The organism is Saccharopolyspora sp. NPDC050389, from assembly GCF_040655595.1.
Taxonomy (GTDB): Bacteria; Actinomycetota; Actinomycetes; order Mycobacteriales; family Pseudonocardiaceae; genus Saccharopolyspora.
This window is the reverse complement of record NZ_JBFAKG010000039.1, coordinates 79,928-91,686: the sequence shown is the minus strand read 5'-3', so window position 1 is coordinate 91,686 and position 11,759 is coordinate 79,928. Positions and strand designations below refer to the sequence as shown.

General features: G+C 68.3%; 12 protein-coding genes. 6 read left to right on the top strand and 6 right to left on the bottom strand.

Annotation, left to right across the window (positions count from 1 at the left end):
• Positions 1–86 precede the first annotated feature (86 nt).
• The 6 genes from AB0I53_RS25210 to AB0I53_RS25185 form a co-directional block, all read right to left on the bottom strand.
• Complete coding sequence (locus AB0I53_RS25210) at positions 87–1,025, bottom strand: carbohydrate kinase family protein (protein ID WP_358607549.1); 939 nt, start codon at positions 1,023–1,025, stop codon at positions 87–89.
• Positions 1,022–2,494 carry a lyase family protein gene (locus AB0I53_RS25205; protein WP_358607546.1) on the bottom strand — a complete coding sequence of 491 codons (1,473 nt, stop codon included), beginning with the start codon at positions 2,492–2,494 and terminating at the stop codon, positions 1,022–1,024. Before AB0I53_RS25205 ends, AB0I53_RS25210 begins: the two co-directional genes overlap by 4 nt.
• Before the next feature lie 41 nt (positions 2,495–2,535).
• Complete coding sequence (locus AB0I53_RS25200; protein WP_358607543.1) at positions 2,536–4,260, bottom strand: iron ABC transporter permease; 1,725 nt, start codon at positions 4,258–4,260, stop codon at positions 2,536–2,538.
• A complete protein-coding gene (locus AB0I53_RS25195; RefSeq protein ID WP_358607540.1) occupies positions 4,257–5,324 on the bottom strand; it encodes an ABC transporter ATP-binding protein in 1,068 nt (355 codons plus the stop codon). Before AB0I53_RS25195 ends, AB0I53_RS25200 begins: the two co-directional genes overlap by 4 nt.
• A gap of 308 nt (positions 5,325–5,632) precedes the next feature.
• Positions 5,633–6,661, bottom strand: coding sequence for an extracellular solute-binding protein (locus AB0I53_RS25190; RefSeq protein ID WP_358607537.1), 1,029 nt, complete (start codon positions 6,659–6,661; stop codon positions 5,633–5,635).
• Between the two features lie 2 nt (positions 6,662–6,663).
• Positions 6,664–7,830, bottom strand: coding sequence for an ROK family transcriptional regulator (locus AB0I53_RS25185; RefSeq protein WP_358607534.1), 1,167 nt, complete (start codon positions 7,828–7,830; stop codon positions 6,664–6,666).
• A gap of 612 nt (positions 7,831–8,442) precedes the next feature.
• On the opposite strand from AB0I53_RS25185, the gene AB0I53_RS25180 reads away from it, so the two are divergent.
• The 6 genes from AB0I53_RS25180 to AB0I53_RS25155 all read left to right on the top strand — a co-directional run bounded on the left by AB0I53_RS25180 (position 8,443) and on the right by AB0I53_RS25155 (position 11,700).
• Positions 8,443–8,703: a hypothetical protein gene (locus AB0I53_RS25180; RefSeq protein ID WP_358607532.1), complete on the top strand. Its 261-nt coding sequence runs from the start codon at positions 8,443–8,445 to the stop codon at positions 8,701–8,703.
• A 196-nt stretch (positions 8,704–8,899) separates the two neighbouring features.
• Entirely contained in the window at positions 8,900–9,043 is a 144-nt protein-coding gene (locus tag AB0I53_RS25175; protein ID WP_358607529.1) for a hypothetical protein, read from the top strand.
• 225 nt (positions 9,044–9,268) lie between these two features.
• On the top strand, positions 9,269–9,580 hold the full coding sequence (locus AB0I53_RS25170; protein WP_358607526.1) for an SAV_915 family protein: 312 nt from the start codon (positions 9,269–9,271) through the stop codon (positions 9,578–9,580).
• Positions 9,580–9,855 carry a hypothetical protein gene (locus AB0I53_RS25165; RefSeq protein ID WP_358607523.1) on the top strand — a complete coding sequence of 92 codons (276 nt, stop codon included), beginning with the start codon at positions 9,580–9,582 and terminating at the stop codon, positions 9,853–9,855. Before AB0I53_RS25170 ends, AB0I53_RS25165 begins: the two co-directional genes overlap by 1 nt.
• Positions 9,856–9,870: 15 nt before the next feature.
• Complete coding sequence (locus tag AB0I53_RS25160) at positions 9,871–11,100, top strand: hypothetical protein (protein WP_358607522.1); 1,230 nt, start codon at positions 9,871–9,873, stop codon at positions 11,098–11,100.
• Between the two features lie 84 nt (positions 11,101–11,184).
• Positions 11,185–11,700 (top strand): hypothetical protein, encoded by a 516-nt coding sequence (locus AB0I53_RS25155; RefSeq protein WP_358607519.1) that lies wholly within the window; start codon positions 11,185–11,187, stop codon positions 11,698–11,700.
• Positions 11,701–11,759: the final 59 nt, after the last annotated feature.

Genomic DNA, 11,759 nt, shown 5'->3' with positions numbered 1-11,759 from the left:
GACCCCGCCCTGCACGGCGGCGCCCGACCGGACGCCGAACAACAGGTCGCGGCCTGATCTTGATCTAGAGGTTGACACAGGGGGTGTCATCGGTCCACGTCCTCCAGTGCGAAGGCCCGGTCGTGCGAGGGCCTGCTGATCACGGTCGCCGCGACGCGGACGGCGTAGTCGGCGGCGTCTCCGGCGGTCGCCCCGTCGGCGAGCCGGTGCAGCAGTCCGGCGTTGAACGCGTCGCCTGCGCCGGTGGAGTCCCGGACCTGCACCTCGGGCGCCGGGTGGATGCTGTGGGGACGGCCTGGCTGAGCGACGAGGGCGCCGCGCGCGCCGCGCTTGACCACGACGGTCGCCCCGGTCTCGTCGGCGATGCTTCGGGCCGCGACCTCGTCGTCGCACCGGTCGCCGTGCAGGGCGCGCAGCTCGTCGTCGTTGGGCAGGAACACGTCGACCTCGCGCAGCAGCCGCAGCACCTCCGCGCGGGTGCCGGCCGCCCAGCCATCGGGATCCCACCCGGTGTCCAGTGCCGTGCGCGCCCCGGCCTGCCGCGCCTGCGCCAGCAGCTCACGAGCGGGCTCGCCCTGCAGGGCTGGCAGCAGGAAATAGCCGGACAGCAGCACGAATCGGGCCGCCAACGCCTCCGGGGGCACGGCAGTCGCGTCCAGATCGGCCATCGCCCCGAGCGCCGAGAGGAACGCGCGATCCCGGCCCGGCGCCTCGGCGGCGACGGTCACGCCGGTGTGTTCACCGGGCACCCGGGCCAGCTCCAACCGCAGGCCGGGGATGTCCAGCTGGTCGGCGAGCAGCCGCGCGGTCCCGTCGTCGCCGACCCGCCCGGCCAGCACCGTCGGCCTGCCGAGCCGGGCCAGCACGATCGCGGTGTTCGCGGCCGAACCGCCGGGCCGCAGCACGATCGAGGGCACGATCTGCTCGGTGCCGGGCGGCGGGAGCTCCGCTGCCCCGGCGACCAGGACGTCCAGATTCACGTTGCCAACAACGGTGATCCGGTCATCGGGAGCTGGATGGCTCACCCGCGGCCTCCGGCCAGCACGGTGTCCACGGCCGCGTCGAGCTTGCTCGCGGCCTCGTCCAGAACGGCCCTGCGGTCGGCGAACTCGCGGGCCAGCACCCGGGCGCGGGTCAGCGCCAGATCCGCCGTGCGGCGCACCGCCGCAGCGCCGGGCCCGCCGTCCTGGGGACGGTCGAGCACCAGCTGCGGGCGAAGCCCGGCGGCAAGCGCCGCCGCCACCACCGACTCGTCCACAGTGCCCAGTCCAGCCTCGGCGATGGCCGCGGCGACCACGGAACCGGTCCACTCCGCCGGAGGCGCCTGCCGAACGAGCGCGCCGACCACGGAATGCGCGCCACGCCACGGAATTCCCGCGCCCGCCAGCGCTTCGGCGATCGCCGTGGTGGTCGCTCCGGTGGCCACGACCTCATCCGGCGAAGGCGGGTTCTGCGGGCGCAGCTCCTCCAGCAGGCCGTGCATCAGCGTCAGGAACCGAACCGCGCGGTCACCGGCCCGCCAGAGGTGCTCCTGGACGTCCGTGGTGGCGTTGTTGGAGTCCTCGTACCAGGCGGCGCCGACGTTGTTCATCGTCGCGGCCAGGTCGGCCGCCGCCGCTCCGGCCATCGAGCACATGTGCTCCAGCACCACCGGATTCTTCTTCTGCGGCATGATGCTGGAGCCCTGGCAGTACGAGTCCGGGGTGGCGATCCAGCCGAACGTCATCCAGTCCAGCATCGTGCGGGCCATCCGGGCGCCGGTGGCCAGGATGCGGGCCTGCACCGCCGCGGTGCGCATCAGGTGCTCGGAACCGGCCACCGCCTCGTAGCTGGAGGTGAAGCTCTCCCGGAAGCCGAGCAGCTCGGCCAGCCGCGGCGGGGCGATCGGCAGATCGGTGCCGGCGAACGCGCACGAGCCGAGCGGGTTGACGTCGAGCTCGTCGTAGACCGACCGCAGCTCCTCGGCCTGGCTGAGCAGCGCCTCGGCGTAGCCGGCCAGCACGTGCCCGAGCGTGGTCGGCTGGGCGGGCCTGCGGTGGGTGAACCCGGTGATCAGGACGTCCGCGTAGCGGTCCGCCTGGGCCGCGGCGGTCTCGGCGGCGGCGCAGGCCTCCCGCGCCTGGTCGAGCACGTTCTCCCGCAACACCATGCGGAACACCCCGGCGTCGAGGTCGTTGCGGGAGCGGGCCAGCTGCACGTCCAGCTCGGACGGCTGGATGCCCGCCGCCGCGGCGAGCCGCTGCTCGACGAGGTAGTAGACGTCCTCGACGCTGCCGTCGAAGGCGAACCGGTCGTCGTCGGCCGCGAGCAGCTCGCGCAGCCCGCCGAGCAGCTGCCGGGCGCGGGCGGCGGGCAGCAGGCCCTGCTCGGCGAGCATCACCACGTGGGCGAGGCTGGCGTGCAGCATCGGCCGGTACAGCTGCGGCGCGGACTTCTCGAAGGCCACCCGGAGGTGGTTCTGCCAGTAGTTGGACAGTTCCGGAGGCTGGGGCATTTGACGAACTCTTTCCACTGTGGATGGTCGTGGACGTGGTGCTACGCGGCGGGGATCACTGCCGGTGAGCGCTTCTGGCGAGGGCCCTGGCCGAGGCGGTTCGACACCGCGAGGACGACCAGGATCAGCACGATCTGCAGCGCGCCGTAAGCGGCGGCGGTGCCGAACTCCGAGGAGTAGATCCGGTTGTAGATCTCCACCGACATCGGCGGCAGGCCGGGCGGGTAGATCACCACCGAGGCGACGTACTCGCCGACGCCGTCCACGAAGGCCAGCAGCGCACCGGCGAGCACGCCGCGCAGCACCAGCGGCAGCGTGACCGTGCGCAGGACCCGCAGCGGGCCGGCGCCGAGGTTGCGCGCCGCCTCCTCCAGCGACGGGTCGAGCTGCTCCAGGGAGGCGCTGGTCGAGCGGAACACCAGCGGCACGAACCGGACGAAGTAGGCGACCGGCAGGATCCACAGCGTCCCGACCAGCGTCAGGCCCAGGTTGCCGACGCCGGGCTCGTTGAACGCGGTCACCAGGTTCACGCCGATGACAGTGCCGGGCAGCGCCCACGGCAGCATGATGACCACGTCCAGCGCACCGCGGCCCGGGCCCTTCCAGCGGGCGACGACCCACGCGGCCGCCGCGCCGATGACGATCGCGGCCAGGGTGGCCAGCAACGCGGTCTGCACGCTCACCGAGATCGGCAGCAGGCTCTGCGGCTCGGCGAAGATCTGCAGGTAGTTGTCCAATGTGTACTTGGGCGGCAGCACCTGCGTCGTCCAGGCGCCGTCCACCGAGAACGAGACGAGCACGATCACCAGCACCGGCGCCAGCAGCACCACCGTGAGCAGCAGGCTGCCCAGCGCGGCGGCGAACTTGGCGGCGGCGGAGCCCGGCGCCCGGCGCGCGCTCGGCGTGCCCTTCGACAGGCTGCGGTGCACGCGGCGGCCCTGGTACCAGCGCATGCTCATCAGGAAGGCGATGGACACCACCGAGAGCGCCGTCGACTGGGTGGCCGCGAGCGCGGCGTTGCCCGAGGTGCGCGCCGAGACGATCTCCATGGTCAGCGTCTGCACGTTGTAGAGCTGCGGCGCGGTGAACGACGCCATCGACATCATGAATGTCAGCAGCGCACCGGAAACCAGCGCCGGCGTGAGCATGGGCAGCAGCACCGTCCGCCACACCCGCACGCGGCCGGCGCCGAGGTTGGTGGCGGCCTCCTCCAGCGAGCCGTCCAGCCCCGCCAGCGCGGCCGAAACCGACAGGTAGAAGTACGGGTACATGGTGAACGCGTGGACCAGGACGACGCCGGCCAATCCGCTCACCGACGTGCTCGCGGGCGAAATGCCGAGCAGGGCGTCGAGCGTCCGGGGCACGATCCCGGTCTCGCTGTAGAGGAGCACGAACGACACCGCGCCGATCAGCGGCGGCAAGGCCATCGGGAGCACGGCGAACACCGAAAGCGCCCGGCGGCCGGGGAAGTCGAAGCGGTGCAGCAGCACGGCCAGCAGCGTGCCGAGCACTCCGCAGAAGAACACGGATACGAGCGAACTCACCAGCGACAACAGCAACGCCCGGCCCGAAGATCCGCCGAACAGGCTGCCGTAGTTGTCCGCGAGGCCGTTCCCGCCTGCCGAGGTGAGCGCGGTCGTCGCCATCGGGATGACGACGAGGAACAGCAGCACCAGCACGACCGGAATGGCCAGCACGTAGACGAAGCGGTCGCCGTCGGGCGAAGGCAACCTGCGGCGCCGCGGCGTCACCGCCGGGGCGCTCATGGCCGCACCAGCCAGGCGTGCTGGGCCTCGGGGCGAAGCCCGACGACGTCGCCGGGCTTCGGCAGGCCGGGCCGGTCGGGCACCGCGACCGACAGCTCCAGCTCGCCCGCGGTGACCTCGTACTCGCAGGTCGCGCCGGTGAACTCCACCGCGCGCACGACGGCGTCGAAGCTGCCCTCACCGGCCTCGGTGATCGCCAGGTGCTCCGGCCGGACCGACACCGCGACCCGGTCGCCCACGGCGGCCGAGAGCTCCGCCGAACGACCGGCGGCGAACTTGGCCCCGGAACCCGCCAGCTCCACCACGGCCTGCTCGCCGGAGCTCTCGACGACCTCGGCGTCGAGGACGTTGCTGCCCCCGATGAACCGGGCCACGAAGGCGGTCGCGGGCTGGTGGTAGACCTCGCGCGGCGTGCCGACCTGGTGCAGCTTGCCGGATTCCAGCACGGCGATGCGGTCGCTCATCGCCATCGCCTCGGCCTGGTCGTGCGTGACGTAGACGCTGGTGATCCCGGCTTCCCGCTGCGCGCGGCGGATCTCGACGCGGGTCTCCTCGCGCAGCTTGGCATCCAAATTGGACAGCGGCTCGTCCAGGAGCAGCACCGACGGCGAGATGACCAGCGCGCGAGCCAGCGCGACGCGCTGCTGCTGGCCGCCGGAGAGCTGGTCGATCCGTCGGTCGGCGTAGCCGTCGAGCCCCACCGAAGCGAGCGCGGCGGCCACCCGCTCGTTGCGCTCGCCCTTGGCGATCTTGCGCGTGACCAGCCCGTAGGCGACGTTCTGCGCGACGTCGTAGTGCGGGAACAGCGCGTAGTTCTGGAACACCATGCCGGTGCCGCGCTTGTTCGGCGGCGTGGCGGTGATGTCTCGGTCGCCGAAGAGGATTCGGCCGCTGGTGGGCGTGACGAACCCGGCGATCATGCGCAGCGTGGTCGACTTGCCGCACCCGGAAGGGCCGAGGAGCGTGAAGAACTCGCCGGATTCGATCGTCACGTCGATGTCGTGCACGACCGGCGAGGCAGAGCCGTAGCTCTTGCAGACGCGGTCGAGGCGAACGGGGATCATGCTGAACTCTCCGTGCTGGGCGAGGAAGGGCTTTCCTTGCAGGCGGCGGCCGAGGCGGCCCGTGAGTGCTTTGGGGTGCTATAGCGGCTGTTTTGGAAGTAGCACAGCGGGCTTTTTTTGAAGCGGCGCAGCCGCTTAGCCCACCTACGCAGCTTGCTCCGCCGCGGGTTCTCAGACGTCGTCTGGCGAGGACAGCCCCGATGCCGCGTATTGGACATACACAAGTCGGGGATCCCACAGTCCAGACGGCGTCTGAGGTTCCGCTACCCGCACCGCCACTCAAAACGAGCCTGGAAATGGGTATTTCGTCAGTTCTTGTTCTTGATGTGCTCGCTCCAGTAGGAGATCCACTCGGTCTCCTTGGTAGCGGCCAGGCTCCAGTCCACCGGCATCTCGTGCAGGTTCAGCGGTGCCAGCCAGCTCGGCTGACCGGCCTGCTCGACGGTCGGGATCTGGAAGTACTCCTCGGCCAGCTGCTTCTGCTTCTCGACGCCGAGCAGGAAGTCGAGGAACTTGTCCGCGGCGGCGGCGTTCGGGCCGCCCTTGACCTTGGCGATGCCGTCGATCAGCTGCGGGACACCGGAAGTGGTCGCCACCGGCTTGAACGGCGCGCCGGTCTTCTTCTGCTGCAGCATGACGTCCTGCAGGTTCCACACGCTGATCGGCGCTTCCTGCCGCTGGATGCGCAGGTAGAGGTCGGTCGGGTTGGCCGCGTAGACCTTCGTGTTGGCGTCGAGCTTGCGCAGCCACTCGTAACCCGGCTCGGGGTTCTCGCCGCCGTTGCGCGTGATCATCGCCGAGTAGATGCTGCGCATCGTGCCGGACGCGGCCACGTCGCGAACGACGATCTTGTCCCGGTACTCCGGCTTGATCAGGTCGTCCCAGTCCTTCGGGGCCTGCTCGGGAGTGAGCATCTGGTCGTTGTAGAAGACGACCTCGGCCAGCACCATCTCGCCGACCCAGCGGCCCTGCGCGTCGCGGTAGCGCTCCGGAACCCGGTCGCGCACCTGGTCCGGCACGGGGGCGAGCAGGTCGGCGTTCGCGGCCTGGGTGAACTGCTGCTGGGAGCCGCCCCACCAGATGTCGGCCTGCGGGCGGCCCTTCTCGGCGGCCACCCGCTCGGACGCCTCCTGCGCGCCGAGCGTCAGGATCCGGACCTTGCCCTGGTATTCGGGATAGGCGGCCTCGAACTCCTTGACCACGTTCTCGGCGAGCGCCTTGTCGCGGGCGGTGTAGATGGTCAGGCCGGATTCGCCGCCGGCGGGGCTCAGGCCGCACCCGGCGGTCACGCCGGCGAGCATCAGCACGCCGGCGACGATGGAGAGGATTCTGCGCATGGCTACCCTTCGCGCGAGGGCTGCGTGGTGTTCGCAGCGGGGGACATCAGGGACGGGGAAACGGCGCCGATGTGCAGCGCCTGCGCGCCCAGCTCGGCGAACACGACCTCGGGCGCGGACGGCGCGGCCGAACCGACCAGCTCGGCGAGTTCAGCGAGCCCATCCGGACCGAGTTCGGTCGCGGCACCGGCGAAGACCACGCGTGCCGGGTTGACCACGCACGCGCAGACGATGGCGGCGTAGGCCCAGGCCTCGATGACCTGCCTGCGCAGCGCGTCGACGGCGGGCTCACCGGCCCGGTCGGCCAGCTCGGCGACCGGCGCGTCGGCCGGTCGACCGTCCAGTTCGGACAGTGCTTGGCGGATTCCCGGCACGCTCCAGCGCCGTTCGAACTCACCGCGCCCGCCGGTGTGCGGCGTGGGCGGCAGCCCGGCGGGCAGGAAGCCGATCTCGCCGGCGAACCCGGCGGCACCGCGGCAGAGCGTGCCGCCGCTGACCACGGCGGCACCGACGCCGTACCCGACGTAGATCAGCACCAGGTCGTCGACGTCGGCGGCCGCACCCCGCTCGCGCTCCCCCAGCGCGATGAGGTTGACGTCGTTGGAAACCTGCACCGGCAACCCGACCCGCTCGGTCAGCGCATCGGTGACCGAGCGCCCGCCAAGCGCCTCCAACACCGGCGAGAGCGTCACGGCTCCCTCCGCGGTGGCGACACCGGGAAGCGAGAACACGACGCGACCGGGACGCGGCCGCGGATGCTCCTCCAGAGCCTGGTCGATGATGGCGATCAACCCGTCCAGCGGCGCGTGCGGATCAACTGCGCGGCTGTACGCGCCGAGCAGCTCACCGGCCAGATCGACCACGGAAACGCGCGCCTGCTCCCCTTCGAGGGAAACGGCGATCAACGATTCGGCGGCGGGGTTGAACTCCAGCATCCGCGGCCGGCGACCGCCGGAGGAGTCCCCGGAACCGGCCTCGACGACGTGCCCAGAGCCCATCAACTCGCGCACGATCTCGGTGAGCGAAGAGGGCCGATACCCGGTCAGCTTGGCGAGCTCGGTGCGCGAAACGGGGCCGTGCTCGCGAAGCGCGGCCAGCACCGCATCGGTGCGGATGCGACGCAACGCCTCGTTCCCGGTGGGCGCCGAACGCTCGATGACCTCGGACATGCGTAACTTTATACGGCATCCGAAGTAAGTTTCCAATAGATCGCACTCCCCAAAATCCCCAAGTCCCACAACAGCTTTCGACGATCGCCGAGTGTCACGAATCAATCACGAATAGTGATCACCAACAAGCAAGGGCTGGCGACCCATGTCTGCCTCCCACCGCGGGATTCACCATGGTCGGCACAGCAGCGGGGAGCATTCATGCGATGGAAGCGACGCAGATCAGGCCACCGAACAGCACGTTGGGGCGCCTCTTGCCGACGGCGCGAAATCGACGTCGCGCCAACCGAAGAGGAGTTGGTCGCACTGATCCTGCCGCCTGGCGAGATCACCGCGCTGACGCCCTTGGAAGTTGGGCGACTCAGGGGCAGCCTGCGCAACGCGGTTCTCGCCTTGGGCAACCACGGCACGTGTCAGCAGGCGCCGCGGACATGACGGACGCTCAGCCGTCGGCAATCACTCATGGATGGAGGAAGTCATGACAGAAAAGCCGGTACAAACATTCTGGCCACCTGAGATGGACCAGCTGCGAAGTGGTCATCCGCTGGATGCGTTCGTCCCCGACCCGACGGGAATGCGCCCTCTGTGCGGCGAACGCAGTTCGGGACGATCTTGGAAAGCATCGTTGCTGACGAAGCTCCTCGGCTGTTCGCCGTCGTTCAGGAGTACGGCGACCGCGTTGACAGCCGGATTGCCGCCTGGGGAATGGCTTTTCCGGATCACGCGGAGGTCGTTTCGGTTCACGACGGACTGCGGATGAGACTGCCAGAAGCAGAAAGCGCACTTCACGGGTTTCGCATCGGCAACTTCATTCGCGCACATCTGGTGTGGTTCAACCCCGACGCGGCCACGTCGGTCACGAACGAAGCTTGAGCGGTCGCATGCAACTGCAAGTTGGGTTACCGCCCCTCGGCGTATTACCGGAGACTGCCATTCGTCTGAGTACTATGCCGCTTTTGGCCCCGCTCTGGTGCCGCGTCATACCCTGGCGTCGGAGCGGGTCCCCAACCTCCTCCCCCGGACGCAGAGGCTTACGACGTCTCGGCACGTTCTCGGAAGCGAACACGACATGACCAGAAAGCACGACACCCCCGGCGAACCGCCCGAGATCATCGGGCCACCAATCCACGTTCCGGTCGACATCGCCCCGGTAGCAACCGGTGTCGGGTTTGAAATCGATCAGGACGACGAGCAAGACAGCAGCAACGGGTAGCCAGTCTCTCTTGTATCGATGCCGGGCTGCTATCAGCGGCTGCGAGCCCCAGTTTCAACACGCCGCCAGGACCTGTTGAAGTTTGCCAGGCCCCGGCCCCGATCAACCCGTCTCGTCTTGAGCCGGACGAGTGATGTGACGCGGATGCGCAGCAACACGCACCACATGCCGTGACTTATTCGATACGGTCGATCACTGTCAGTGTTGCCGGACGAGGGTTTGACGTTGGATGAGCAGGTCATCTCTCCGTCGGTCCTGGGCGGAGAGCCGGAGTCGGTTGTCTATGTACCCACCGAGCGGGTATCCCCTGGCGCTCAGCGAGCACTTCTCGAACTGCGCAGCACCACGGGAGGCGAGCTGGCGCTGCTGATCTACACGAGCCTTGAGCGGCTTGTGGAGACATGCGGAGACCGGCAGCCGTGGATCAGCGTCGCGAAATCCGAGGTGCAGACGCTCGCGGAGCAAGCAGGCGCCAGCCTCGTGCTGGAAGATTTCGCAGCCTTACCTGACACGGATCGGCCTACTGGGGAGGCGTGATGAGCGATCTTTTGAATGTACCTGGGGAAATGGAGGCGCTCGCGCAGAGCTTGGAGTCAGGCGCGGCGGCGCTAGATGAGATCAGCACTGCGCCGACGGCCAACGCTGGCGAGTCCATCGGGATCGTCGCGGACGCTGTGGCTCGCCTGGCCGGCGCCAGTGCAGGAGTGAGCGGCGGACTGCACCAAGCCGCCGGAGAAGTCCGTGTCGCGAAACATGAATACGTGCGATCCGATCACACCGGTGCCGATGGCATGCCCCAGCCGCCGCGTTGACTCACCGAGGAAGTCATGAACATCATTGATGTGAACGTGAAGGCAGATCCGGGCTCATGTCGGGGGCTGGCGGAGTGGTTCACGGCGCTGTCGGAAGCCAACCACAACGCTGCTACGGCCGCGATCAAGGCGGCCTCGTTGTCCGAGCCGTACTGGCAAGGGCAAGCCAGCGACGCGTTCCGTGACCAAATGTCGCAGAGCGGGCAGGACATCGACGAGCTCGTTCAGGCGATCGATCGGGCTACTTCGGGCCTGGAGCTGTTCGCCGACGACATCGATACAGTGCGGCAGCGGATGGACCAGTGCCTGCAAGTCGCGCATGAGGCCAGTCTGGTCGTAACGGGAACCTTGATCCACGAGCCGCCCGGTGGCCCCGCTGACACGGCGCCGGACGGTGCAGGTGGCGGCATGCCTGGCTTGGATCCAAAAGCCAAGGCCCATGCTGAGGCGGAACGCAAACTTGAAGCGTGGCGGGAGATCGAGGCCACCGCAGACGACACTCGCCGACTCGAACGCACGGCACATCGATCGCTGAGCAAAGCGTTGGACGCAGCCAACACTGTCATCGCTGCTATAACCGCAACGCCGCTGACTTGGATCAGCCGCGGTCTGGCTTACGCCGGCTCAGCTCATGGGGCGGCAATCACGCTTGCCCAGAACGCCGAGTCGATGCGCAGCTTCGCCGAAAACTACCAACGTTGGTCTGCAGACAGCACTATGCCAGCGTCACATCGGGAGTCGAACCTTCGGCAACTCTTGATCAACGCCGGAATGGAGCAACGAGCGGCCGACAGCAATGCACGGTTACTGGCAAACACAGGCAAGACCGCCGCAGGCGCCTTTGTGCTCAGTCGCCTGACCCGCACGCTGGGCGGCCAAGGCGAGGGGGTGCTACGCGGGATGGGGAAGGCTCTCCCCGTCATCAGCGTCGCATCAGCCGCTACGTTCACGACAATCGATATCGTCAACGGCAAACCGATAGGCAAGGCTGTCTGGGCAAACTTCGGCGCACTCGGTGCGAGCACACTGGCCGCATCAGGAGCCCAGGCCGGACTCGTGGCCTCAGGCGCCGCGGGAGCACCGGTCACTGTGACAGCCCTGGGAGTGGGCTTCGCGGCAGCCACGACATGGAGTTATTTCCAGGAGAACGACCTGCGGGATCTGTACCGCGACCTGGGAGGAGACGGTATCGACAGTCCGAAAGACAACTCGGATGAATACCGTAAAGCTCGGTATGGCAGGTAGCGCCACATGACCGATCTGCCGCCCCGCCCAGACCCGGCGTCTGGAGAGCCACGCCCACCAGCTGCGCCAACGCAGTACCGCGGCATGACGTCGGAGAAGCAGCCGTCGCGGCTACCCGATGCCCCCGAAGGGCAGGGGCCGACGCTGGAGTTCTTTCGCGAGTCGAAGCTCGGCGTGTGGCTGTCCGCACCGGTACCGATTGTGATCGTGCTGGTTCTAGCCGTGTTGTACGGCGGTTTGGTGGTCCTCACCTACTGGTTCATCTGGGTGCTGATGGCCGCCTACTTCATTTTTCTTGTCTACACAGGACGGTCAGACGCGTTGGCCGCTGGTGCAGACTGGGTGCGTTTCAACAAGTACTGGGTGCGCACCTACGAGCTCACCAGCATCCGCTATGTAGGGCGAGGCTCCGGCACTAGCTTCGCCCTTGAACTTTCCGACAGCGAACGCAGAGTGGAACTGCCTCTTCACGTCGTCCAGTCGAATAGGCGGCTCTGGGACTTGGTGTACCTCGGGATGCGTTACTCGGCCGCCAGCGGTGCACAAGTCAATCGCGCCATGAGGTCGCAGTTCCCTGAGCTCTCGACAGGGGCTCACTAGAACGAGGGCCACTCCTGAGCCAAGCAAGAACGCAGGAGTGTCCGCAGGACCGTCGAGCG

Bases quoted from the DNA above. Each gene is read 5' to 3' on its own strand.
- AB0I53_RS25205 (WP_358607546.1), bottom strand. From the start codon at position 2,494: ATGCCCCAGCCTCCGGAACTGTCCAACTACTGGCAGAACCACCTCCGG.
- AB0I53_RS25190 (WP_358607537.1), bottom strand. From the start codon at position 6,661: ATGCGCAGAATCCTCTCCATCGTCGCCGGCGTGCTGATGCTCGCCGGC.
- AB0I53_RS25195 (WP_358607540.1), bottom strand. From the start codon at position 5,324: ATGATCCCCGTTCGCCTCGACCGCGTCTGCAAGAGCTACGGCTCTGCC.
- AB0I53_RS25200 (WP_358607543.1), bottom strand. From the start codon at position 4,260: ATGAGCGCCCCGGCGGTGACGCCGCGGCGCCGCAGGTTGCCTTCGCCC.
- AB0I53_RS25155 (WP_358607519.1), top strand. From the start codon at position 11,185: ATGACGTCGGAGAAGCAGCCGTCGCGGCTACCCGATGCCCCCGAAGGG.
- AB0I53_RS25160 (WP_358607522.1), top strand. From the start codon at position 9,871: ATGAACATCATTGATGTGAACGTGAAGGCAGATCCGGGCTCATGTCGG.
- AB0I53_RS25165 (WP_358607523.1), top strand. From the start codon at position 9,580: ATGAGCGATCTTTTGAATGTACCTGGGGAAATGGAGGCGCTCGCGCAG.
- AB0I53_RS25185 (WP_358607534.1), bottom strand. From the start codon at position 7,830: ATGTCCGAGGTCATCGAGCGTTCGGCGCCCACCGGGAACGAGGCGTTG.
- AB0I53_RS25175 (WP_358607529.1), top strand. From the start codon at position 8,900: ATGACCAGAAAGCACGACACCCCCGGCGAACCGCCCGAGATCATCGGG.